Below are 25,828 nucleotides of genomic sequence, written 5' to 3' on the forward strand. Positions count from 1 at the left end.
TTAAACTATAAGAATTACTAATGCAAAATGGGTCCCATTGTTCATTAGGACCTGTTATTATTATAAATTGTGTTCGGTCATGGGGGCATCGCTCCACATTTCTTCCAGGCGATAGAACTTGCGCGTTTCCGGTTGCATAATGTGAACGACCACATTCACATAATCAATAAGGATCCATTGTGCCGCCTGCTGGCCTTCATGGCGATACGGATTCTCACCCGTTTCCTCCTTTACCTGGTGTTCAATTTCATCGGCAATGGCTTTTACCTGCGTGGTGGAACTGGCCTGGCATATGATGAAAAAATCGGATACAGCCTCATGGATCTTCCTGAGATCGAGCGAAACTATATGCTCGCCTTTCTTGTCCTGTACGGCCTTAATAATGGTTTTGAGAATCTTAGCGTTCTTGGATAAGCGGGTCACACTGCTGCGTTGACGAGAAGCTAAAGATGACAATGGTTCCAATAATCTATTCTTTTAGTGATCAAAAAACTGAAAATACTACATTCGCCACGATCAAAAGTAACTAAACTTTTACGCAACGCCATGCCCGTTCAACATATCGGCCAACCGCTCACTGTGCTGGAGTCAGTAGATAGCTCCAACAACTATGCCATGGGCCGGGTTCATGCCCGACTGGCAAGCCATGGGGAGGCGTTTTTTGCGCTCGAGCAGACTTCTGGAAAAGGCCAGCGCGGGCGGCAATGGGTTACACACCCGGGCGAAAACATCATGGTCAGCATCGTGATTGATTGCGCTAAACTGAACCCCAACGCCCCTTTCCTGCTTAGCATGGCAATGGCTCTCGCCTGCTCCGATTGGTTCAGCAGCCTGGCCGGTGATGAAGTTTCACTTAAATGGCCAAATGATCTTTACTGGCGTGACAGAAAGGCAGGGGGTATCCTGATCGAAAACCTGTGGTCAGGCTCAAACTGGCAGTTTGCCATTGTAGGAATAGGAATCAATATAAACCAGGTGGAATTTGACCCGATGGCAAAAAAACCGGTTTCGCTGAAACAAATCACCGGAAAAAGCTTTGACCTGATGGATTGTTTGGCAGATCTATTTCAAGCTCTTGAAAAACGTTGGCAACAATTGTTGGACGGCCATACAGACCAAATTTTGGAAGATTATAACAATATTCTTTTTATGCGTGGGATGACTGCCCGCCTTCGTAAAGAAAGTGCAATCTTCGAAACTACCATCATGGGAGTAACCCGGTATGGCGAGTTGCTTACAAAAGATACATTCGAAAGAAGTTTTGCAGTAGGGGAAATCGAGTGGGCATGGGATGTTCGAACATCCCCTTAACAAGTGTCAGACACCTGATTACCCCAGCGTGGAATTTCCCCCAACATACACCCAGCTATCATAACTCTCATCAATTTCGGCTGCTCTTGCTTCTATTTCAAAGCGGTTATGGTAGTAGCCTTTGCGCATTGACTCAACCAGGTATTCCCAGAGAAACCGGATGAACCCGAGCTCCCTGAACTGGCGGATATGTGCCAGCTCATGCCGCAGCCAGCGCCGATTTCGAAGAAGTTCCTCCACACTAGTGTTATGCAGGTGAATGGTTGTACCCAGCACCATTGCCATTTTCTCAGACCCCATTTTTCTGGCTGCAAGCCTGGCCCAAAATGATCTTTCCCTGATTCTGTAGTTCACCGCATAAATATACAATCGGGCCGGAATTATGCAATCCCGGCCTATGCCTATCTTTCCTTAAATCTGCAGCCTAATTATTCGGGGCCCCGGCCTGCACCCAGCAGGAAATTGCCAGGATCTGGGCATTGGAAAGACTTCCTTCCTTAGGCATCGTTTTGCTTACTACAGCCTGGCGGATTGCTGTTCTGGCTGCATAGATCTGATCATATGTAAGAAGCGGCCCCGGACCATTCAGGCTGCCGGCACCATGGCAGGATGATGCTGTACAACTGGAAGAAATTATGCTACTGATACTGGTTGAAAATTTGGGAGTTTCAGTTGGACATTCGTTATTACCACCCGAACCTCCTCCCGGGTCCGGATCATCAGAACTCTTGCTACAGGAAATAATAACTGTTAGCGCCAGCATGCCCAGCATGCCTGCCGTCATTTTCATTTTCATGATGGATGTTTTAGGTGATATGGAGAGTCAACATTTCAATTGAAATGCCATGATGACTTTATCTCGATATCAGCCCATTTCCATGCTTTCTCAAATCTCATATTTGTTTGCGCAGCAGCTTCCTTCAAACCCTGGCCCATTTGTGCATTGTACAAACCCTTCAGTGCCCATCCGTTTTCGGGGAAAGTCATCAAGTCATCATTATAAACGGACTCCGCCTCTTTATGGTTGCCTGCCTCAACCAGCCAATATCCTAATGTGAGCCGAACAGAGAAAAACCAATCCGGCGGTTCATTATAATTGAGCTTGTCCTCAATTGCTACCGCCTTCCTCAATAATGGAATTGCCTTAGCATAATTTTTCTGCTGCGCATAGATCTCCCCTTCTAACACATTGGATGCAATAGATACAATATCAGCTGCAGTATTCAGATCCCAGATCAATTGTGATTTAAGTACCTCCCCGCCCAGTATTTTTTTTACTTCCCCAAGTTCTGTTTTGGCCAATGCCATCTCTTTTTTATTAGCATAAGCCATGCCCCTGGCATAATGCCAGATGGCTTTTGGATAGATCAGTTTCTCACCCGGCTTTTCCAGCTTCAAGATCTCATCCCAACGACCAAGATGAATAAGAACAAAAAAGGGGATGCTATAAAAATGTTGAACAGTTACATTCTCATGGATATACTTACGGTCGGCAATAGCCGAAACCCGCCATGCATTTTCCATCGCCTTTTTACTATTGCCTTCCAGGAAAGCACAGGCAGCGAGAAAATGTATGTTGTGCGGATATAATAACATCGGGTAGAATCCGGAAGCCTTGCACTGGCTGATATAATTACTATCGGCCTCACTTGCCTGCTCATTTACTAATACACCTTTGTGGTACTCGCCGGTACGGATATAAATATGACTCGGCATATGTACAAGATGGCCGGCACCAGGCATCATTGCAGGAAGCTTATCGGCATACGCGCTTGCTTTACCGGCATTTTTAGAAGCCTCTATGGCATGTATATAATAATGTATTGCACCAGGATGATTTGGCCAGCTTTCCAATACCTTTTCAATTGTGCTGATGATCTTTGGCGTCCATGGTTGTGCGGTTCCATCCTTCAACCAGAGATTCCATGGATGCTCATTCATCAGTGCATCAATATATAATACAGCGATCTCTTTATCGTCTGCGTATTTGTAATGCAATTTCTCCATGGCCGATGCATAAGCAGCATTAAAAGGAGTCATGTCGCTTACAGGTTGTTCAGGAAATCTTGCATCCATCGCATCCACCAATTCCCTTTCCTTCTCCGTAGTATTCACCGCCAGTTTTTTAGCTGTACTGATTGCTTCATTTATATCTTTTAGTGCTGCAGGGTTGAGGGCCGCATTATAATTTGGTCCAAGTACCATGGCCAATCCCCAATAAAGCATGGCAGCAGAACTATCCAATTCGATAGCTGTTTTAAATGACCGGCCTGATTCACCATGATTAAACGCATACAACAATGAAAGTCCTTGGTTGAAAAACATCTTTGCAGAATCTGAACCGGAGGTTATATCATAGCTGATACTAGTAAAGCCAGGAATTAACGGGCCTTTACCAGCATTTAGTTTTGCAAAGTCCAGAGTGGGAGAACAAAAAACAGGAACGATCTTTTTAACTTCCACATCCTTCTTGACCGGTGTAGACAGCAGGTAATACAATACCATCAGCAATAAATTGCCTGTCAGGATTAGTGATTTCATACTGCTATTTTTGTATTTACTAAAATTGATTCAATTAATTGAATGGTGCAATACCCTGAATAGGGATTCGCAGTTTATTTTGCGGGCCTGCAGGCTGTCAGTAGCAGAATTTAGTCAGTATATTTATTGAGGCAGCCAACAGTGGTTGATGATATAGTCCCGGTGCCTTCTAAATGCCTTCTATATCGGAGGATCCCCGTAGGATGATCGGTAGATGCCCGGTAGATAAAAAAATAGAAAATCAAGGTAAAACTGAATACAGGCTTAGGTTTAATGAATCGGAAGTAGCTTAATTTAAGAGATGCGGGATCCATTTTAAATAGAATAAATGGCTCATCTATCTGGAAAAATTGGCTCATTCCATGATTTAATTGGCTCATTTCACAATAATGGGATCATTCGTTTTGTTCTCAAATTACCAGTGCAGCAATGATTTCTTCCGCATGTTGCTTACTCTTTGGCTTTAAAAATACCTTCAATATCTTTCCCTTCTCATCAATCACAAAGCTTGTTCTATGGAGACCCATATATTTCCTGCCGTATAACTGCTTTTCACCCCATATGCCATATTTATCGATGATCTTCCTATCGGGGTCAGCAAGCAAGGGAAAGGGCAACTGGTGGCGACTTTCAAATTTCTTATGGCTTTCAATTGTATCCGGACTGATCCCTATAACTTCAAGTCCATGGTGTTTTAAGAGAGCATAATTATCGCGCATATTACAAGCCTGAACGGTACAGGTTGGAGTCATATCAGCCGGGTAAAAGAAAATAACGAGTTTTTTTCCGTTATAATCGGCAAGTTTGATCGTGTTTCCATCCTGGTCCTGTGCAGTGAAGGCAGGGGCTTTGTCGCCTTGTTTAAGAGGGGTCATTGGTTTGAAAGGGTTTGGTTAGTGTAACATCTAAATTCTCATCTGGAAAATCGGAAAGTTTTTTCTGCCTGGTTACCCGCTTCATCTATAGCGATTACTTTGAGTATATGATCTCCCTCTCCACAATTTTCATCAAACCGATAGTGAAAATATCGCCCTTTATCATTGGTGAAACGGATCCATTTCCCATCTAATTCAGTACGAAGTACTTTCCACTTATCGAAGTTATCCTTAACGGTGAAAGATATGCGGGGAGACTTTGCCAGGTTGGCGCCATCAGTGAAGCCTACAGGTAGTATCTGGGGCGGTTCACTATCAACCACTAACTGGAAGCTGCCAAATTCACGAAATCCCGCCATCGCCCAGCCATTCTGCCAGCTCACTTTCATTACATCTTTTTTAGTTCCGGCAAAGCGCTGCATCACCACTCTTTCGCGTTGAGAGGGTTCCGGTTCACTTATAGGTTTGATCCTTACGGCCATAGCATCCTGCATTGGGATATGGGTTGCACCGATGGTATGTACTGCAGATATCACTGTAGGTAAAGAACTGAGGCTGCGCTTATGGGCAATTGTTACTGAATCATAAAGCGTCCGTTCGCCAATAATGAACTCGCAATCGTCTGATTCAAATACATCAACCATCAAGGGGTAGAATCTTTTTCCGGTGGGTGGCGCGTAGGCAACAGGAGATCCATTATACCTAATGGTTGTAATGGCGGTGGAACTGTTTCCATAGGCATCTTTTACAACGATCTTAATTTCATGCGGCTGCTGGTCAGAAAGATCCAATACCCCATCCCCCTTAAACTTTGTATAGATTGAGTGAAGGTATCCCGGCAATTCACTCAGATGTTGCAGGTAAGCACCGCCATTGGATTTTGTGCGGTAATCAATATGCGCATTCAGGTAGCGGGTGGCATCATAGCTGATGGCATCCATGCGGAATCCAACCACGGGATTGTTGTTATCATACAATACAGCCTCATATATACCATTGAGATTTGTAGAGCCGGTGTGGGTATCATATGAAGTAATTCCCAGGCTCACTCTCGGAGAATTAACGGTTATGGGAGCGGCGGAGTATGATCCGGTTGCCTTAGCAGCAAATGGCACTATTCGGGGTGATTGTTCATAAATGCTTTTGGTTCTATCATATATGGCTAAGCGCAATATGGCGGGCCTGGTATTATCTGTAATAGGAAAGGAAAAGAGCATAGGATTCAGGTTAACCTCGTCACTGGTTCTACGCAATTCAAAATGAAGATGTGGGGCCTGCGACCCACCAGTGTTCCCGCTGTAGGCAAGAAATTCCCCTTTTTTTACGGGGAAATTTCCGGCTGGGACTTCTTCATTCAGGCTCCATGATTCCAGTTCATATTGTTTGTTCTTCACCCATTTTTCTAGTGATTGATTAAAATCATTCAGGTGACAATAAACGGAAGTGATTCCATTCGGATGATTGATATATATCGCCCTTCCAAACCCACCTGGTTCAATCTTTATCCTGCTTACATAACCATCGGCAGCAGCAAACACCTGGAGATTTTCACGACGAAGGGTTTTAAGGTCGAGGCCCATGTGGTAATGGTTTGGACGGAGTTCACCAAAATTTCCGCTAAGACTGATTTCAACATTTAACGGATTACGAAAATATCCTTTAGGATAATCGGGAAGGTCGGGAAACTGGGCGGTAACGGTAACGGATAACAATATGAAACAAACCAGAAGCCTCAACATCAGCATTATTTTTTTATTAGCAAAGCTGCAAATCTAAGACCATTCATAGAGTTTACTCCAATGCTTTTAGTGGATACTTTAATTAGTGATCAGGGTTTCCAGCTAGCATTTTAAAGATTGGTTGTTTAAACAACTTGTTAAATAAAAATAAACTTGCTTTTCGGGTATGCATTTTGCAAACATGAAACAGCGTTTGTTGTTATAGCATTGTCTAAGTACATAAGGCGAGGATGTAGCATTTAACAATATGCGGAATCAGTAAAACAGAATGGTATGAACAGATTTCAACAAAAAGCCGTGATAATAGCAGCCTTGATGATAGGCTCAGTAATTGGCGCTTTCAAAGGTCAGGAAGCAAAGCAGAGATACCTGTTTAAAGTACTTTCAAAACAGGATGAAAAAATGACGCGTGCGGTCCGCAAAGCCGAGCAGCGTAAAGGGAAGGTATTGCTTGATGATATTGAGATGGCCGCTTACCACAAGAGTTAATGATTAACACTAAATATACAAGAGGCCTTCACATTAGTGAGGGCCTTTTTTTAGTGCTCCCAAATTATTTCCGGCAAATTCCTTCCCGGACCGTACTTTTGCGCAATTTATTTCTCCGCAAATATGCCTAAAGATACTTCTATCAAATCCGTCCTGATCATAGGTTCAGGGCCAATTATTATCGGTCAAGCTTGTGAATTTGATTATTCTGGTACCCAGGCTGCCCGCAGTTTGCGGGAAGAAGGTATCAAGGTGATCCTGATCAACAGCAATCCGGCCACCATCATGACAGATCCAATGATGGCTGACAAGGTTTATCTATTACCTCTTACTGTTGAAAGTATTGAAGAGATCCTCGAGGAAAATCAGATTGACGCTGTTTTGCCCACCATGGGTGGACAAACAGCCCTCAACCTTGCTAAAGAAGCTGAGGACCTGGGCGTTTGGGAAAAATATGGAGTGAGGTTAATTGGGGTTGACATTAAGGCTATTGATAAGGCAGAGGACAGGGAAAAATTCCGGCAGTGGATGATTGAACTCGGTGTTCCTGTGGCCACAGCCAAAACAGCCAACAGTTATCTTGAAGGAAAAGAATTTGCCCAACAGATCGGTTTTCCACTCGTGATCAGGCCTTCCTTCACGCTCGGCGGAACAGGAGGTGGATTTGTGCATGACAAAGAGGAACTTGACGAGGCACTTAACCGGGGTTTGCAGGCATCCCCCATTCACGAGGTTCTGGTAGAAACGGCAGTACTTGGTTGGAAAGAATTTGAACTTGAACTCCTGCGTGATGCCAATGATAACGTGGTAATCATTTGTACTGTTGAGAATTTTGATCCAATGGGAGTTCATACAGGTGATTCCATCACGGTAGCACCGGCCATGACCCTTTCCGACACTGGATTCCAGCTGATGCGAAATACTGCCATCAGAATGATGCGTGATCTGGGTAATTTTGCTGGTGGATGTAATGTACAGTTTGCACTTAATCCAGCTACAGAAGAGATCATTGCCATTGAGATCAATCCCCGCGTAAGCCGCTCCTCAGCCCTTGCCTCAAAAGCCACTGGTTATCCTATCGCAAAAATTGCTGCTAAGCTTGCTATCGGCTATAACCTGGATGAATTAGAGAACCAGATCACTAAAAGCACATCAGCTTATTTCGAACCCGCGCTTGATTATGTTATCGTAAAAATACCCCGTTGGAATTTCGATAAATTCAAAGGAGCTGATGATACCCTCGGACTACAGATGAAAAGTGTGGGTGAAGTGATGGGGATCGGACGAAGCTTCACGGAAGCTGTCCAGAAAGCCTGTCAGAGCCTGGAGAACAATGCCGTTGGACTTGGCTATTATGGCAAAAGCCAGATGCATGCCGAAGAACTGATAGAATATATTAAGGTACCCAAGTGGGATAGAATTTTCCGGATTAAGGATGCTTTGATGCTTGGTGTAAGTATCAATACCATTTCTAAAGTCACCAATGGTATCGATCGCTGGTTCCTTTATGAGATCCAGAAGATCGTGAATATAGAAAAGGAAATCGCCAAATACAAACTGGCTAATATCCCATTGGATTTGATTCGCCAGGCCAAACAACATGGATTCAGTGATGAGCAGATCTGCCGCATCATGAATGATGGCCATGAAGATGAGCTTTATGAAAAGAGAAAGGCAGCCGGTATCAGGAGGGCATATAAGATGGTTGACACCTGCAGTGCTGAATTCGAGGCAATAACACCTTATTTCTACAGTACTTTTGAAGAAGGTGGACAAAATGAAAGTAAGCGAAGCGATAGAAAAAAAGTTATTGTTCTGGGTTCGGGACCTAACCGCATCGGACAGGGTATCGAATTCGACTATTGCTGTGTACACGGATTGATTGCAATCAAGGAGGCTGGTTATGAGGCAATTATGGTCAATTGTAACCCTGAAACAGTGTCGACAGATTTCGATATAGCAGATAAATTATATTTTGAACCGGTTTTTTGGGAGCACCTCTGGGAGATAGTTGAACTGGAACAACCTGAAGGGGTGATAGTACAACTTGGAGGACAAACAGCGCTTAAACTGGCGGAGCGTCTTCACGCTAAAGGAATCAGGATCATTGGTACTTCGTTCGACAATATGGATATTGCCGAAGACAGGGGCCGTTTCAGCGATATGCTAAAAGAACTGGAAATTCCTTATCCTGAATATGGTACCGCTTTCGATGTTGATGAGGCTGTGGAAGTTGCTAACCGCGTTGGTTATCCTGTGCTGGTTCGTCCTTCATATGTTTTGGGTGGCCAAAGAATGCGAATCGTGATCAATGATGAAGAGGTCGAAAAAGCTGTAGTCAGCCTGCTGAAACATATTCCAGGAAATAAGATACTTATCGATCACTTTCTAGATCGCTGTCAGGAAGCGGAAGTGGATGCCATTTTCGATGGGGAAAATTTCCATGTAATGGGCGTGATGGAACATATTGAACCGGCTGGTATTCACTCAGGCGATTCAAATGCAGTACTCCCGGCCTTCAACCTCACCCCATTGGTTATTACAACTATGGAGTATTATTCAGAGAAGATCGCAAGGGCACTTAACATTAAAGGACTCATCAATATCCAGTTTGCCATAAAAGATGGTAAAGTGTTTGTAATTGAGGCAAACCCGAGGGCATCAAGAACCACCCCGTTCATTGCGAAGGCATACCAGATCCCATACCTGAACATCGCCACCAAAATCATGCTCGGGGTAAATAAGCTAACGGATTTCAAATTTGAGAAGAAGCTTAAAGGATTTGCCATTAAGGAACCAGTATTCAGTTTCAATAAGTTCCCGGGAGTTAATAAGGAACTTGGGCCAGAAATGAAAAGTACAGGGGAAGCCATACGCTTTATTAAAGATCTCCGTGATCCTTATTTCAGACAACTATATAAAGACCGGTCGATGTACCTGAGCAAATAATACAGAACAATTGCCCTTATGGCATATGATTTATAAATAATCCCCGGTCAAGGCCGGGGATTTTCTTTACTACTATTCAGTAATTATGTCCATTTGTCATGAATTCATTTCTCAATGAATATGGAACGATGTTTGAACTTTAATATATTCAAACACAATGAAATTTACAGATATGAATTATTTACAAGATTTTAACTGGCGTTATGCAGCCAAGAGATATAATGGACAACCCATTGATAATCATAAGAAAAACAATATCCTGGAGGCAATACGCCTTGCCCCTTCTTCACTGGGTCTTCAGCCTTATGATGTTTTGGTAATTGAAGATGAAGAGTTGCGCGCAAAACTGGCCCCGGCCATTTATAACCAACCACAAGTTACAGAAAGTGCCGCCATTCTTGTATTTGCCGCATGGAATACATTAACTGAGCAGCAGGTAGAAGGTTATATGAACAATATTGCAGCAACAAGAAACATTACAGTTGAATCATTGTCAGATTTTCGCAACATGATCCTGGGTAGCATAAAGGGCAAAACCCAGGAAGAAATATTCCAATGGAATGCCCGGCAGGCTTATATCGGGTTGGGGTTTGCAACGGCTGCTGCTGCATTAGAGCAGGTAGACAGTACTCCGATGGAAGGTTTTAATCCAAAGGTGGTTAACGAGATTCTGGGACTTGAAGAAAAGGGTCTTTCTGCCGTAACGATTCTGGCCCTTGGTTACCGCGATGCCGATAAGGATATGCTGGCCAATGCGCCAAAAGTGCGACGGCCTGCAGAGGAGTTTTTCACTATTTATGAAGAGTCGGAAATATCGGCATGATCACCAGAAATTACAGATAAACCGTTTTTTAACGCTTGACTGGAGAAATTTGGGTTATTAGCTTGTTTGCAACATTTTTTGAATGCTTCAACAAGCGCCATACTGGAAAAAAGCTCCTTTTCTCAGATTCCTGTCACCCTTGGTGGCAGGAATTCTTTTTGCTTCATACTGGCTTTCTGAGGAGAGCGGTCTAACAAAAACATCACCTCTTGCAGGGTTCAGTTTTCTTTTAGCTGCTTCTTTCCTTTTTGGCACCCGCTTTATATCCATTACCATCAGACATAAACTGAACTGGCTATTCGGACTCATCCTAAATATCATGTTTGTCTGCCTGGGTGTCATTTTGTTCCAGCAAAACCGTATAACAAACAGATCGGATTGGATTGGCCATGCCCTTCCTGAAACAGTTGCTGTTCTGGGCAGTCCCGCCACATTAGCATCACACGGGAAAAAATCGGGGAGGTTTACTTTCTCGGTTGATTATCGTATAACAAACAAAGGGATGATATTACCCGCTTCGGGAACCATTATTATATACCTGCCCTCCAAACAGGCAGCTGATTTTTTCCCAGGCGACCGATGGCTAATATCTGCCAAACGCATCAAAAAAATCAAACATTCGGGAAATCCGGGCAGTTTCAATTACGCCCGGTATTGCCAGAGAAATAATATATATCACCAGGTTTATATAACGGAAGGGGATACAAAACTTGTTTCTAAGCAAAAGGGGTTTAGCGTTTCGCGTCTATTGGCCATGGGACAAATCTCAGCGCTAAGATCTATTCGTCAAACAGTGCCGGAAGTATCTCAAGGCCTTGCGATGGCTTTGCTTATTGGATATCGTAATGAAATGGATAAAGATCTCCTCCAGGCTTATACCAATACGGGTGTAGTGCATGTAATTGCCGTATCCGGAATGCATCTTGGGTTGATCTTCCTGTTGCTCCAAAATATCCTACTGTTACCCGAAAAAAAATATCCCATTACACGTTGGCTAAAAGCTGTAATAATTCTGGCGATAACCTGGTGGTTCAGCGGAATTGCCGGAGGGGCTGCGTCTATCACCAGGGCGGCATTCATGTTCAGTGTTGTACTTTTTGCCAGGTTGATTCACAAACCTATGGATGCTATTCAGTCATTATCATTGGGAGCTTTCGCCTTATTATGCTTCAATCCATACTGGCTATGGGATGCAGGTTTTCAACTTTCTTTTGTTGCCCTGCTGAGTATTGTGCTATACCAGCCGTTAATTCAACCCCTGGTTGAATTCCGTAACAAACTCCTGCAAGGAATCTGGCAACTGACAGCCGTAACAATTTCGGCCCAGATCCTTACATTACCAATCAGTATCGGACAGTTCCACCAGGCACCAATGTATTTTCTTGTGGCAAACCTGATCGCTGTACCATTATCTGGCATGGCTTTGATCACTGCCATAATTCAATGGATACTTAGTTCAATGAATATTCCCGTTAGCATAGCAGGTGAAATAACCGGACTGCTGATCAGGTTAATGGATGCGGCCATTCTCCATATAAATTCGCTGCCTGGAGCTGTACTCAACAACCTTCAATGGCATCCGCTGCAAACATGGACAGCATATTTTATCATTGCCAGTTTCTCTCTATTTCTGGTTCTTAGATATAAACCTTACTTGTTATTGGCATTGCTCGGAACTATTCTTTTTGGAGCATGGCATTTTAAATCCATGTGTGAGGGAAAGGAGCAGCAATTTTTTCTTATTTATCATTTTCCCGGACATTCCATGACCGAATTGATAACGGGTTTAGAGAGTACCAGGTTCCATCCTCCAAATAGTTCAATACATCCCGCACTGATGGATGCTCAAAGGTTTTATCATTTGGAGAAGACAATTTATAGGGGGGCGAAAATCATCAGATCAGGAAAGCTTATTTTAGGTATACCAGTTAACTTAAATGATGTAATGCCATTATTGAATGTTGGGGTAGATTATTTGATATTGGGAAAACATATCAGGAATATAAGCAGTTTCATGGATAGAGTTCCACCTGGCTGCCTGGTAATTATGGACGGAAGCATTTCTGAATGGCGGGCGGCTGAATTGAGTAAACAGCTTGAGTTAGCAGGAATCAGGCACCATAATACCTGGCAGGCCGGGGCTTTGATAATAGATCTGTAAGCGGCCCCATTTTTTCCCTTTGAAACCGTAGCTTTGCGCCTTCAATCCCGGGCAACCGGAAATTTCTGCCTGCTTGCCGCAACTGTTAACAAGTCAATCCATCGTATGACCAAGAAGATCCAGACCGCATTGATTTCCGTTTTTTATAAAGACGGACTCGAACCCCTGGTACGCCTCCTCCATGAGCAAGGTGTTACCATTTATTCAACAGGTGGAACACAACAGTTCATCGAGAAACTTGAACTTCCCTGTGTGCCGGTTGAAAGTGTTACCAGCTACCCATCCATACTAGGAGGCAGGGTAAAGACCCTTCATCCAAAAGTTTTCGGAGGCATTCTTGGACGCCGCAATAATGAACAGGATCTGAAAGAGATGAAGGAATTTGATATTCCTGAGCTCGACCTGGTTATAGTTGATCTTTATCCTTTTGAGGAAACAGTTGCCAACACAAAAGAAGAACAATCCATAATTGAGAAGATAGATATCGGTGGCCCCTCCATGATCAGGGGTGCTGCAAAGAACCATCGTGATGTGGTTGTGATAGCATCGAAAGCTGATTATTCATTTCTGGAAGAAATCCTCCGCAGTCAGAACGGAAGTACTACCCTTGAACAAAGACGCCACCTTGCTGCAAAGGCTTTTGAAGTATGTGCACACTATGATGTTGCCATCTCCCAGTATTTCACTCCTGGTTTCGACAATTATTTTCTGAGCTCTGTTCCTGAGGCAAAAGCCATGCGTTACGGCGAAAACCCTCACCAGCAGGGTGTTTTCTACGGTAAACTCAATGATATGTTCCACCAGCTGAATGGCAAGGAACTTTCTTACAATAACCTGGTTGATGTAGATTCCGCAGTACAGATTTTAAAAGAATTTCCGGCTAACAGTGATGTTCAATCCGAATTCACTTTCGCCATCATAAAACACACCAATGTATGTGGCATTGCTACCCGTTCTTCAGTTAAATCAGCATGGGATGCAGCGCTGGCAGGTGACCCCGAAAGCGCTTTTGGCGGAGTTCTGGTTTGCAACGGAACTATTGACAGTGCAACAGCCAATGCCATCAATGAGATCTTCTTTGAAGTGTTGATTGCGCCTGCTTTTGAAGCATCTGCACTGGATATTCTACGAACAAAGAAAAACCGTATCCTTTTACAGCAGCACAAAGAACTGGAATCAACACACCAGTTCAAATCATTACTGAATGGTGTATTGATGCAACAACATGATGAAGGCAATTTCGAGAAATGGGAAGAAGCCGGCGGAAGGGAAACATCTGCTTCAGAAAAGGCCGATCTTGTATTTGCCAACCTGGTTTGTAAACATCTTAAGAGCAATTCAATTGCATTGGTTAAAAACAAGCAATTGATAGGTAAAGGATGCGGCCAAACAAGTCGTATTGATTCATTGCGTCAATCTATCGATAAATCAAGGCAATTCAATTTTGACCTTTCGGGTGCAGTGCTGGCAAGCGATGCATTTTTCCCTTTTGATGATTGTGTTCAAATGGCCCATGCGGCGGGAATTGAGGCCTTCATTCAACCAGGAGGATCTATTCGCGACAAGGATTCCATTGAATATTGCAAAACCCATGGGCTGGCAATGGTGATGACCGGAATGCGACATTTTAAGCACTAATGTTATCCAGAATAAAGCAAGCCAACCCACTCACCTTTCATAAAAAAGGTACCCATGCTAAGGCATTGCTTGCACTGGCATTGGTTAGTTTTCTTTGGGGAACCACCTGGGTGGCATCCAAGGCAGGAGTAAAACATATGCCCGCATTGCAACTGGCTGGAATCCGTCAATTAATCGGCGGGCTACTTTATGTGGTATTCTTTGCAGCAAAAGGAAGGACCTTCCCAAAAGGAAAACAATGGTGGCCGGTGATTATACTTAGTATCCTGAATTTTTTGTTGAGCAATGGACTATCCACCTGGGGAGTAAAATATATTTCCAGCGGACTTGGTGCCATTATCGGAGCCGTGTTTCCATTATGGCTGGTGATCATCGCGATGATCGCGGGTACATCAAAACTCACAACAAAGGCTATTATTGGATTCATAATGGGCTTTGTCGGAATCTGTATCATTTTCTATGACCACTTACAGGATTTTTTCAATGCAGACTTTAGATTTGGGATATTCCTTTCCGTTACAGCAACGCTTTCATGGGCCTTTGCAACACTCTATACCAAGCAGCAGGCCGCATCATTTAATCCTTACTTCAGCATTGGTTTACAGATGCTGATTTCCGGAATAGCATTGACAGGTATTACACGCTTAACCGGAGATCATATACCGCTAAGCCAGATACCCCTCGAATCATGGCTTTCTATCGCATACCTGGCCATAGCAGGGTCGGTACTTGCTTTCATGGCATATCTCTACGCCTTGCAACACCTGCCAACAGAACAGGTATCTATTTATGCGTATATAAATCCCATTGTTGCCATATTGATTGGTGCATGGTTGTTTGATGAAAAATTAAATGCCTTTATAACCATCGGTGGTTTGGTGGCGATTGTTGGCGTGTATATGGTAAATGAATCGTTCAGGCGCCAGCATCCCAGTAAGCGTCTTCCTTCATAAAGATCTCGTAGAGTTCACGCCAGCCTTTGTAAAGCGGATCTGTTCCCAGGAAGTTATTGTGCCAGATCGTGATGAATGTGCCCCTCACTTTTTTTACCGATGCATAGTATCGCATCAGGTCTGTATAGGCCTGGCCGGGACTAAGCTTTTGTTCATAAAACGCATTGGCATCCATAAAACAAAAAGGCCAGACCTCGAGATCTGTAGCTGTATTATTATTAAGATTAAACCATCTGAAAGGGCTGCTTATAGAAGCCCTGAATCCATTGATACTGCCATAGCCCATTGAATAGTCGCGCTTAATACCCGCCCGAATCAATCGCTCATATGTATGAGGTAAATCGAATTTTATATAATGCTGCCGGCTCTGTACAATTGGAATATCAGTAATCACTTCCATCCATTCTTTCTCTTCCTTAAGAATATTATCACCCATTGCTACACTACTTCGCCATGAAGGATGCAATCCCACTTCATAAGCAGTAGCATAATATTTTATAAGGTCCTGGAATGCTTTAAGATCTGTAGGCAGATTCCTGTCATAACCCTCCTGTTGTTGTGCTACCAGGAAAAAATAAATTGGTTTCACCCGGCAATAAAGGTGCAAGGCATCTAACCATTCATAGGCATCGTGGGGATCGTGTTGTTTACCTCTCAAAACGCCTATCCTCTGCTTCACCAATGGCCATTGGCCTTGCATCATATTGCGGAATATCCCACCAATATTTCGTTTGAGTCCTTTGCCTTTGTAAGCGTACATGATATCAATATCATAAGTGGGCACAAAACGAAAATTCCTGCGTCTGAATAATACACCACTGAAACGGGATTGCAATAGTTCCTGCAAGCGCAGTAACCAGTTATCTACAAGGGGATCCTGGAGAAAGCCTTCCTTGTATGCCAATGAAGAGTTATGAGGATACCTGCCATAAGAATCTTTTTCATGGGGAAGGTATTCCTCGTATCGGCTTACCAAATAAAAACATGCTGCAAAAATATCAAAGGGAATATCGGGTTCCGGATTACTAGGAGCCGAAGTTTTGAAAAACGCTTTTTGGGCCTGCCATTCAAAACAAACGGGGGACTGATCGCGGATATCTTGCTCAAATAGAAGGTTGTGGGGAATTATATGAAACTCTTTTTCTGCAACAGGTTTCGGACTGTAATTTATTTTTATACCATCATAATGGCGGAATACATCAGGACTTGTAGTTATTACAGCCAGCTCTGAAAAGAGTTCTGCATTGACAAGATCAACGATATACTCCAACCGGGAGCTTAGCTGTTCAGCGTATATTAACATAGAACTCAGGACAACTTGTTTTTTTCGCGCCAGCGTTGGTTGAAACTTTTTTGAGGAAACTTTAAGTCGGCCCTGTGGGTTGTCCAACCTTTGAAAACTTTATTTATCATCCAGTCTTTCATTGTAGCATTCCCTTTATTCATCAACTTCCTATTCATAACGGCAATTTTCCACCCTTTCCAGGCAAGCTTTTCTGTAAACGTAGCGTGCCCTTCTTCCACTGCCTCATGGCGGTTTTCAAGCAACAACTCATGCAGGTTGATCTTCACCGCACATACCTCTGTACAATTGCCACATAAGGATGATGCATGACTAAGATGCTTCCATTCGTTCAGGCCTCTGAGATGTGGGGTTATTACACTTCCAATAGGTCCGCTATAGGTGGTACCGTAACTATGTCCACCGATATTTTTATAAACAGGGCATGCATTTAAACATGCACCGCAACGGATGCAATATAAGCTCTCGCGTGATTTGGGATTTGCCAGGATATTGGTACGTCCATTGTCTAATAATATGACGATCATTTCCTGTGGACCATCTACTTCATCCGCCTGCCTGGGTCCGGAAACAATTGTATTATAAACAGTGAGTTGTTGTCCCGTTCCATAAGTGGCCAGCAATGGCCAGAACAAGGCAAGGTCCTGCATGGAGGGAATTACTTTCTCAATGCCAACCACCACTATATGCGTTTTAGGCCAGGAGCAACTGAGGCGGGCATTCCCTTCATTTTCAGTTAGCGCGATGGCGCCAATTTCGCTGATGATGAAGTTGGCACCTGTTAGTCCAACTTCGGCTTCCACGTATTTCTTCCTTAAACGGGCCCTGGCTTCGAGTGTAAGTTGTTCCGGCGTCAGGTTTATATCTGTGCCCAGTTTTTCAGCAAAAAGTTTAGCCACATCTTCTTTACTCTTATGCATTGCCGGGGTAACAATATGATATGGTGCTTCGCCATCCAGCTGTTGAATATATTCACCCAGATCGGTCTCTACGCTTTCAATCTTATTTTCATGGAGAAATTCGTTCAGTTTGATTTCCTCCGTTACCATACTCTTACTCTTAACCAGGGTTTTGCAGTTACGTTCCTGACAGATCCTAAGAATTTCTTTCCTTGCCCCTGCAGCATCTTCTGCCCAGATTACCTTGCCGCCGCGGGCAGTAAATGCTGTCTCAAAATTTTCCAGTTGCTGATCGAGGGTTTCTATAGCACGCCACTTGATATTTTTTGCCCTTTCCCGTGCAAGGTGAAGATCAGAGAACTGTTGCTTCCCCATTGGTACAACAGCATTATACTTACCAATATTGAAATTGATTTTTCGCCTGTGTTCAAGGTCTTGTGCCCGTACTTTGCTCTTTGCGAGAAATTCTTCTTTTATATCACTCATGTATAATACGCTGGTTTGGCCAATGAAAATACTGAATTATGTTCAGGGTTTATTGGAAGGATGATACAATTGATAATATGCATCCAGGGCTTCATAATATTCCTCACCATATTTACGAATGATGGCCTCCTTTAGAAATTGATAAACCGGAACTCGGAGTTTCTTGCCAAGGTAACAGGCCGGGTCACAAAGTGATTCACGCGGCTCATAATTTACCAGGTCATACTCCTTTCCCACTTTGATACGTATAGGAAAAAGATGGCAGCTTATTGGTTTCTTCCAGCTGATCTTTCCATCATAGTAAGCTTGTTCAAAAGCACACTTGAGTATGCCCGTGGCATCGTGGTATCCATAAGCACACATGCCGCCATTTACAGCAGGTGTAACCCAGCCAAATTCAGAATCATACTGGTACCTTCCTCGCCGGCTGATCTCGTTTATACCTTCTTTGGTAAGGTATGGTTCAACAATATGATAAACTTCGTTGATGATATCCAACTCACCTGTTTCCAGGGGCGCACCGGTATCACCGTCCTCACAGCACCCACCCTTGCATTTGGAAAGATCACATACAAATTTCTCCTCCAGCACTTCATCACTCACCAGCGTATTATCAATTACGATCATTTCATTCCCTTTAGGCAAAGGTACCTTATTTGATCTTCTTCCCTCCCATCTTCTGTACACCTGGTGCAGCAAAAGTGCATTCACTTTGTCATCCCCGGATTTCAAAAATTGGATCTTTGCCTCCACAACTTTCAGGAAGAAAGTATTCCCTCCCGTGGTTACCGTAATTCTGTTAGAAGGAGATAAGGCATATTCGCCGATATATTGTTCCAGTTCGGCAGCGCTCATAGCAATTTCCTTTTTACTGGAATTGGTTTATTGGTTCTTGCTTATCACCATCTATCGTTATGAACCTGGATTCACCTTTTAAAGGTTTGTATATCTTTTAAAATTAAATTATATATTTCAAAAGGGTAGATTAGTCCAGATCTTCTATCTCAGAAAATGCATTTATATTTAAAGCAAGCTTCATTATATGAATAAATTCTTCAGCGCATTAGCATTCTCCCTGGTGCTGGCACAAATTATTTACGCCCAACCTTCACGCCTTATTAAGGCTGATCCAACATATTCGTCTTTCAGCAAGGCAGGTTTTAGCCGTTTGAATAGTATCGTAAAACAATATGTAGATAGCCAGTGGATCGCCGGGGCCGTGATGATAGTTGCGAAGGATGGAAATATTGTTTATCATGAAGCAATTGGCTATAGTGATATTAGATCAAAGGAGAAACTCAGGACCGATCATATATTCCGCATCGCCTCTCAAACAAAGGCTATAACCAGTGTAGGTATAATGATGCTGATGGAGCAGGGCAAGCTTTTGCTAGATGACCCGCTTTCAAAATATATCCCGGCATTTTCGAATATTATGGTATTGGATAAATTCAATAAAGCCGACAGCAGTTTCACAACCATTAAGGCAAAACGGGAGGTCACGATCCGCGACCTCCTGACACATACATCCGGTATCGGTTATGCGCAGATCGGATCAGAGGAATACCAGGCGATCACAGCAAAGGCAGGAGTATACGCGGGGCTGGGTGTATCGGGAATTACATTGGAAGACCAGGTACGCCGGATAGCAAGCCTGCCACTTGAACACCAGCCAGGAGAGCGTTTCACCTATGGACTCAACATAGACGTTTTAGGACGTGTGATTGAAGTAATCAGCAAGGAGCCTCTTGATAAATTTTTCCGAAAGAATATTTTTGATCCGCTGGGTATGAATGATACCTGGTTCTACCTGCCCGCAGATAAGCATAAGAGACTGGTAGCTTTACATGGGGAAGATTCAACCGGAAAATTATACAGGATCACGGAACCTATCCCATTGGCTGGAGCAGAAATGGATGCTGATTATCCCCTTTCGAAAGGAAAGATGTTTGCAGGTGGCGCAGGATTATCATCTACCGCAAACGATTATGCGATTTTCATGCAGATGGTCCTCAATGGCGGCATCTATAACGGAAAACGCCTTTTAAGTGATAACAGTGTGAAATTGTTGTCTGTGAACCAGATTGGCGACCTCATGGTTGGTAACAATAAATTCAGTTTAGCTTTCGGCATATATACACCTAAGGAAGCGGCCAGGTTAGGGCTGCCTGCTGGCACACTTGAATGGGGAGGCGCTTTCAACTCGTCATATTGGATTGACCCGGAAAATGGGATCATTGCTCAGCTTTTCATTAACCAATGGCCCAATAGCCATGGTGATATCCATGATAAATTCAAAGTGCAGGTTTACTCTGCTCTTGTTGAATAAGCATTTCCAATACCCATTTTAATTATTTCCTGACCCTTACCGGAAAGGCTGGTCGTTTTGGTTGAACAGGAGGATTTTTTTCTAATTCCTTTAATGCAATCTCTATTGCCTTCTCCAACTGGGGATCCTTACCCGATATTACTTCCGCAGGGGTTTGCTCCACTTCAATATCCGGCGCTACTCCAACATTCTCAACAATAAACCCATCTTTTGTCCAGATGGCAAGATTTGGTGCTGTAACCATTCCGCCATCCATGAGAACGGGAAAGCCCAAAATTCCTACCAATCCACCCCAGGTACGTTTCCCGACCAGAGTTCCTAAATTGAATTTGCGGAACATCCAAGGTAACATATCACCCCCAGAACCGGCTGTTTCATCAATGATCATGACTTTCGGACCCTGAATGGAGGCAGTCGGACTCTTAATATCCTGGCCGTAACGGGTATGCCAATACGCCTGCAGCGGTCGCCTGAGTATATCAATATAATAATCAGCCAACTGACCACCACCATTGAATCTTTCATCAATAATGATGGCTTTCCTGTTTGCCTGGGGAAAAAAGTAGCGTTTAAAATATTCATGACCTGCATCTGCTGTATTGGGAACATACACATATGCCACCTGCCCCTTAGTTGCTTCAGCTACCTTGCGTATATTTCCCTCTACCCAATCACGATTTCTTAACTCAAGTTCGTTTGCAACCGGAACAACCTTTACAATACGTGACCCGTTCATTGTGGGATTAGGACCAATTGTCAATTCAACAATTTTGCCGGCTGTAGCTTCAAAATATTTATAAATGCTTTCTGTTGCAACTACCTCCTTACCATTAACAGCCAGAATATAATCTCCCTCTTTTGCATTCACTCCCGGCTCTGTTAATGGTGACCGAAGATTGGGAGTCCAGTTAAGTCCTCCATAAATTTTCTTTAACCTGTAACGGTTATTTGCAATAGTGAAATCGGCACCCAGTAATCCACCAGGAATCTGTTCTTTTACAGTTATCCTGTCGCCCCCGCCAACATTGTGATGACCCACTGCCAGCTCACTACACATCCATTGGATCACCCGGTTCAGATCAGACCTTGTTGATAAATGTGCGAGGAAAGGCCTGTACTTCTCTCTGATTGCATTCCAATCAGCACCATGCATACCCGGGTCATAAAAATAATCGCGGTTAACCCTCCAGGCCTCTTCAAATATCTGTTTCCATTCCTTCACCGGATCAATCTTAACTTGTAAAGCAGCGGTATTCAATACCCCCTTCCCCATTTCTGGTTTTTCACCTGAAGGGGCAATCGTCCAGACATTGGATTTCACATACACCATTTTCTTACCATCTGCTGATAATGCATAATCCATCATCTCAACAACTTCAGTATCCTTTCTTTTTTTGATATCATACTTATGCATCAATCCCGATTGGAAATCATCCTGGTATTTTATATAGAGCAGCTCATTATCCTTGCCCATACCAAGGTTACCATAATTACCTGAAGATACTGGTATATCAATGATCCGGTTTTGAATGCCTTCCAGATCGATCCTGAGCTGCGCCACCGGCCTGGATGCTGGTTCCGCCTCTTTCTTATCGTTTGATTTTTTACTGTCTTTAGCATCTTTTTCTGCCGACGGAGCAGTTTCAGCCTTAGCTGGATCCCCCATTTCTTCATCGCTTTCTTTTGCAAAAGGTGAAATTGTTTCTTTTTGTAAGGTGGCGAGATAAATAGATTTAGTAGCACGCATATCCTGGTTCGATTGATCAAACCAATTCACTACCGGCCCTGCATTGGTAGATGCAAAAAAGAAAAGATATTTTCCGGCGGGATCAAAAACAGGTTCAGTAACATCACTCAAACCATCTGAAACAGGAAAGGATTTGTCCTGTTCAATTGAGTAGAGACGAATGGTGCTGAAATTAGTTGCGCTGATCTTTGTATAGGCTATCCATTTTGAATCAGATGACCAGTCACCAAACATATCGCGGAAGGGTCCTGGATGATAAACTTCATCCGTATCAATTTTTCGGATATTACCCGAAGCTATTGTCAGGACGTAAAGATTTCTGCCATTATCTACATAGGAGAAATATTTACTGTCTGGCGACCAGTTTCCATTTGCATAAAACCCATTTCCATTTAGTTTTATTTTCCTTGTCTCTCCTTTTCCATCCTGTGAACGGATATGTAATTCGTATTCTCCTGATGCATCCGAAAAATATGCAATGGATCTTCCATCGGGCGACCAGGAAGGATTATTCTCATGATGGGCAGGGCTCTCCGTCAGGTTACGAGGATCGCCTTTTTCCGCAGGAAGGGTGAAGATCTCTCCCCTGAAATCAACAGCAACCCTGGAACCGGATGGCGATATATCCACACCCCTGATGAATTGCGTACCCTTAGCAAATCTGGGTCGCAATTCCAACAGATCCGCTGCAATACCGATGGTCAGCTTTGTGCTGATTTTTGCTCCAGGGTCAAACTGGTGCAGGTAGCCTCCCTGCTCAAACAAAACACGCTCTTTGTTTGCAGAAAGATTCAATATAGGGAAGTCTTTGAAGTCTGTCAGCTGTTCAACTGATTTTGTATTCAGATCATAAGAATAGAGGTTAAACTCGCCATTACGATCGCTTCTGAAATAAAGTTTTCCATTAACCCATGATGGACTTGCATCATTACAACCACCTTCGGGCTGTGGTATCTTAACTACTGATTTATCTTTAAACGAATACAGCAATATAGTTGCGATCCGGCCACCGCGGTAATTCTTCCATTGCGCAAATGCATCAAATAATGGCGTATATGCCAGCCAGTTACCATCAGGGGACCATGATGCGTAATTGGCATTTGGAATCTCGAGTTGCTTCACCAGTCCGCCGTCAACAGGTACGGTAAATAATTGTGCATGTCTGTTAGTAAAAACCGCCCGTTGGCTCAGGAATAAAACTTCTTTTCCATCCGGAGAAAAACCCCTCACCATATCCGCTCCCGGGTGCCAGGTAAGTCGTGTTGGAATTCCTCCCTCCGATGATATGATATAAGCATCAATATTACCATCGTACTGCGCCGAGAAAGCGATCGTTTTGCCATCGGGTGAAAAGGCAGGCAAGGATTCTATGCCCTGATCAATGGTGAGTCTTTTTGGAGAACTGCCATCAGCGTTTGCCACCCAGAGGTCTTCTGCATAAATAAATGCAATCTTTCCTGCTCCAACTGCCGGCTGCGTTAGCATTCGGGTATCAGCTGGGTCTATTGCATACATTGACAGGGATGTTAAGAACATCGCAACAAGGCTGGCAATCCTTTTCATATTATGTGTTGTTTATTCGATACTATTCCCGCCACTTCAATGTATTCACTAAATGAAGCAGGTCCTGCTTCAGGAATACATTGACCGGACGTAATGAGTCTTCATTTGGGGTGGCATCAAAATAAAGGGCACCACGGAGAAAATGTTTTACAGAATCACTTAGTAGAAACTGGTTTGCTGTTGCAGTATTTCCTCCTATACGAAAGAAAATTCCATCTATACCATTTGCAGTTCTAAATGCACTGTCTTCAATAGAACTGGCTTTATAGGAATGCTTGTACGAAAGCGTATAAGAGCCGCTGATAAGTTTCTCAAAACTGTTTATGCCAACGGAATCAACATATTCTCCTTTACTGTTCTGCACCTTATAGCGTGCTTGTCCACCAATGCGATTATAACTTATATAGATTCGTCCACCCAGTTCAGGGATATCAATATTTATCCAGTAAGGATTTTCGGGTTGCTCCTCGAAGTAAGTACTGTCTTGTGTTATTTTACCATACACAGGATATTCAAATGTGTAAGGAAATCCAGGGCGGTCAAAAACCTGGTACTTATGCTCAGGAAGAGAAATTGCAAAATAGCCACGAGGCTTGGGAGTGAAGGGACTATTACAGGAAAAGGCAAATGCTGCTGCGAAGAAGATCAGGCAAAACAGATATACGTGGGCTCGTGAAGATCTCATGTAAAGAATTAATAAAATTATACAGTTGTGATGGTAAGTTTTACTTTCTGAATCCGGTTACGATCCAGCTCCAGTATGGTGAACTGGAAATCACCAACTTCAACCACTTCATTAACAGCCGGGAACTTACCATAGATCTCCAGGATCAATCCTGCTAGTGAATCGCTTTCGCCCCTTACCTCATCAAATGTATTCAACGGTACTCCTATCACTTTGCAAACATCATTGATCATGGTTCGTCCTTCAAAAATATAATTGTTTTGATCTAATTTCCGGTTCGCACTTTCTTCATCATCAAATTCATCACGGATATCTCCAATGATCTCTTCCATGATATCTTCGAGAGTTACTATACCACTTGTTCCGCCGAATTCGTCCACCACCACTGCAAAGTGGGTACGGCGAGCACGAAAATCCTGTAACAGATCTTCAATCATTTTCTGTTCATGAACAAAATAGGGCTGGCGAAGAAGTGTATGCCACTCGAATGAATCTGACTCATCGAGGTATGGAAGAATGTCTTTGGTGTGGATCAGTCCCATTACTTCATCCAGGCTGTTACGATATACCGGAACCCTTGAGTAATGCAACTCCTCCAACTGTCTTACAAGCTCTCTGAAGCTTGTGTTATAGTCAATTCCGCTTACATCAAGCCTTGTGCGCATAACTTGTTTGACGGTTATATTCCCAAACTTTGCAATACCACGCAGAATATTCTTCTCCTCTTCAGATGCGTTGCTATCTTCTTCAAGTTCCTCAAACTGGTTGCCTGCGTAATCGGTTCCAAAGGATCTTTCGATACCATCTGTCATTCCTATCAACCAACTGCTTGCCCTTTTAAAAAGCAGGTGAACGATCTCCACCATGTATGATGCATCACGCGCAAATCTGAGATTGTTTTGTGCAGCATATACTTTGGGAAGCACCTCCCCAAAGAGTACCAGAAAAAATGTTACCAGTAAAACTTTAATGGAAAAATCTATCAGCCAGAAACTATTCTTGAGAGGAAGTAACTGGTCAATAAGAAAATTGGAAAGGATGATAATGGTGATATTAACAAGCGCGTTGCCTATACGCAGCGATCCCAGTAATAGCTTGGGTTCTTCAAGTAGGTTAACGATCCTTTTCCAGGAACCGCCCTGCTTGGTTTTAAGCATATTGATATCGCGGTGCGATAAACTGAAAAACGCTACAACAGCACCGGAAAGAAAATAAGAAATGATCAGTAAACTTAGTATAACTATCACCAGGAAGGTGGTACCCTGCAGATTGGCAGCCAGGAAAAAAGGGCTCCACAACAATGTAATAAAAGCATCTACCGAAACCTGATCCAAAGC

20 protein-coding genes are annotated in these 25,828 nt (G+C 43.3%); 8 read left to right on the forward strand and 12 right to left on the reverse strand.

Annotation, left to right across the window (positions count from 1 at the left end; all coding sequences use genetic code 11):
* Positions 1–60: 60 nt before the first annotated feature.
* Positions 61–423, reverse strand: a complete 363-nt coding sequence (gene rsfS / locus HY58_RS14665; protein ID WP_039133552.1) for a ribosome silencing factor — start codon at positions 421–423, stop codon at positions 61–63.
* A 123-nt stretch (positions 424–546) separates the two neighbouring features.
* On the opposite strand from rsfS, the gene HY58_RS14670 reads away from it, so the two are divergent.
* Positions 547–1,311 (forward strand): biotin--[acetyl-CoA-carboxylase] ligase, encoded by a 765-nt coding sequence (locus tag HY58_RS14670; RefSeq protein WP_082022186.1) that lies wholly within the window; start codon positions 547–549, stop codon positions 1,309–1,311.
* An 18-nt stretch (positions 1,312–1,329) separates the two neighbouring features.
* Here HY58_RS14670 and HY58_RS14675 read toward each other — a convergent pair whose 3' ends face one another.
* The 5 genes from HY58_RS14675 to HY58_RS14700 all read right to left on the reverse strand — a co-directional run bounded on the left by HY58_RS14675 (position 1,330) and on the right by HY58_RS14700 (position 6,466).
* Positions 1,330–1,665 carry a hypothetical protein gene (locus tag HY58_RS14675; RefSeq protein ID WP_039133746.1) on the reverse strand — a complete coding sequence of 112 codons (336 nt, stop codon included), beginning with the start codon at positions 1,663–1,665 and terminating at the stop codon, positions 1,330–1,332.
* 70 nt (positions 1,666–1,735) lie between these two features.
* A complete protein-coding gene (locus tag HY58_RS14680) occupies positions 1,736–2,107 on the reverse strand; it encodes a hypothetical protein (protein WP_052324169.1) in 372 nt (123 codons plus the stop codon).
* A gap of 35 nt (positions 2,108–2,142) precedes the next feature.
* Positions 2,143–3,852, reverse strand: coding sequence for a tetratricopeptide repeat protein (locus tag HY58_RS14685; protein ID WP_039133554.1), 1,710 nt, complete (start codon positions 3,850–3,852; stop codon positions 2,143–2,145).
* 410 nt (positions 3,853–4,262) lie between these two features.
* Complete coding sequence (gene bcp / locus HY58_RS14695) at positions 4,263–4,727, reverse strand: thioredoxin-dependent thiol peroxidase (RefSeq protein WP_039133558.1); 465 nt, start codon at positions 4,725–4,727, stop codon at positions 4,263–4,265.
* A 38-nt stretch (positions 4,728–4,765) separates the two neighbouring features.
* On the reverse strand, positions 4,766–6,466 hold the full coding sequence (locus tag HY58_RS14700; protein WP_172644666.1) for a peptidoglycan DD-metalloendopeptidase family protein: 1,701 nt from the start codon (positions 6,464–6,466) through the stop codon (positions 4,766–4,768).
* A 273-nt stretch (positions 6,467–6,739) separates the two neighbouring features.
* On the opposite strand from HY58_RS14700, the gene HY58_RS14705 reads away from it, so the two are divergent.
* The 6 genes from HY58_RS14705 (at position 6,740) to HY58_RS14730 (ending at position 15,479) form a co-directional block, all read left to right on the forward strand.
* Positions 6,740–6,955, forward strand: a complete 216-nt coding sequence (locus HY58_RS14705; protein WP_039133563.1) for a hypothetical protein — start codon at positions 6,740–6,742, stop codon at positions 6,953–6,955.
* Positions 6,956–7,078: 123 nt separating this feature from the next.
* Positions 7,079–9,904 (forward strand): carbamoyl-phosphate synthase large subunit, encoded by a 2,826-nt coding sequence (gene carB, locus HY58_RS14710; RefSeq protein WP_039133566.1) that lies wholly within the window; start codon positions 7,079–7,081, stop codon positions 9,902–9,904.
* A 172-nt stretch (positions 9,905–10,076) separates the two neighbouring features.
* Positions 10,077–10,727 (forward strand): NAD(P)H-dependent oxidoreductase, encoded by a 651-nt coding sequence (locus HY58_RS14715; protein ID WP_039133749.1) that lies wholly within the window; start codon positions 10,077–10,079, stop codon positions 10,725–10,727.
* Positions 10,728–10,809: 82 nt separating this feature from the next.
* Positions 10,810–12,888, forward strand: a complete 2,079-nt coding sequence (locus tag HY58_RS14720; RefSeq protein WP_039133569.1) for a ComEC/Rec2 family competence protein — start codon at positions 10,810–10,812, stop codon at positions 12,886–12,888.
* Between the two features lie 33 nt (positions 12,889–12,921).
* Positions 12,922–14,526 carry a bifunctional phosphoribosylaminoimidazolecarboxamide formyltransferase/IMP cyclohydrolase gene (gene purH, locus HY58_RS14725; RefSeq protein ID WP_253271583.1) on the forward strand — a complete coding sequence of 535 codons (1,605 nt, stop codon included), beginning with the start codon at positions 12,922–12,924 and terminating at the stop codon, positions 14,524–14,526.
* Entirely contained in the window at positions 14,526–15,479 is a 954-nt protein-coding gene (locus HY58_RS14730) for a DMT family transporter (protein ID WP_082022187.1), read from the forward strand. Before purH ends, HY58_RS14730 begins: the two co-directional genes overlap by 1 nt.
* Here HY58_RS14730 and HY58_RS14735 read toward each other — a convergent pair.
* The 3 genes from HY58_RS14735 to HY58_RS14745 are packed head-to-tail and all read right to left on the reverse strand — an operon-like array spanning position 15,442 to position 19,022.
* Complete coding sequence (locus tag HY58_RS14735) at positions 15,442–16,782, reverse strand: polysaccharide deacetylase family protein (RefSeq protein WP_039133572.1); 1,341 nt, start codon at positions 16,780–16,782, stop codon at positions 15,442–15,444. The two genes, HY58_RS14730 and HY58_RS14735, sit on opposite strands and share 38 nt — an antisense overlap.
* Before the next feature lie 5 nt (positions 16,783–16,787).
* Positions 16,788–18,167 carry a LutB/LldF family L-lactate oxidation iron-sulfur protein gene (locus HY58_RS14740; RefSeq protein ID WP_039133575.1) on the reverse strand — a complete coding sequence of 460 codons (1,380 nt, stop codon included), beginning with the start codon at positions 18,165–18,167 and terminating at the stop codon, positions 16,788–16,790.
* 42 nt (positions 18,168–18,209) lie between these two features.
* Positions 18,210–19,022, reverse strand: a complete 813-nt coding sequence (locus HY58_RS14745) for a DUF3109 family protein (protein WP_253271584.1) — start codon at positions 19,020–19,022, stop codon at positions 18,210–18,212.
* A gap of 187 nt (positions 19,023–19,209) precedes the next feature.
* On the opposite strand from HY58_RS14745, the gene HY58_RS14750 reads away from it, so the two are divergent.
* Positions 19,210–20,496, forward strand: coding sequence for a serine hydrolase (locus tag HY58_RS14750; protein WP_039133578.1), 1,287 nt, complete (start codon positions 19,210–19,212; stop codon positions 20,494–20,496).
* 22 nt (positions 20,497–20,518) lie between these two features.
* Here HY58_RS14750 and HY58_RS14755 read toward each other — a convergent pair whose 3' ends face one another.
* The 3 genes from HY58_RS14755 to gldE are packed head-to-tail and all read right to left on the reverse strand — an operon-like array spanning position 20,519 to position 25,825.
* Positions 20,519–23,806, reverse strand: a complete 3,288-nt coding sequence (locus tag HY58_RS14755) for a S41 family peptidase (protein WP_039133581.1) — start codon at positions 23,804–23,806, stop codon at positions 20,519–20,521.
* Between the two features lie 22 nt (positions 23,807–23,828).
* Positions 23,829–24,491: a hypothetical protein gene (locus HY58_RS14760; RefSeq protein ID WP_039133583.1), complete on the reverse strand. Its 663-nt coding sequence runs from the start codon at positions 24,489–24,491 to the stop codon at positions 23,829–23,831.
* Between the two features lie 17 nt (positions 24,492–24,508).
* A complete protein-coding gene (gene gldE / locus HY58_RS14765; RefSeq protein WP_052324170.1) occupies positions 24,509–25,825 on the reverse strand; it encodes a gliding motility-associated protein GldE in 1,317 nt (438 codons plus the stop codon).
* Positions 25,826–25,828 lie beyond the last annotated feature (3 nt).

Origin of the sequence: Flavihumibacter sp. ZG627, from assembly GCF_000814325.1 — a bacterium.
Classification (GTDB): domain Bacteria; phylum Bacteroidota; class Bacteroidia; order Chitinophagales; family Chitinophagaceae; genus Flavihumibacter.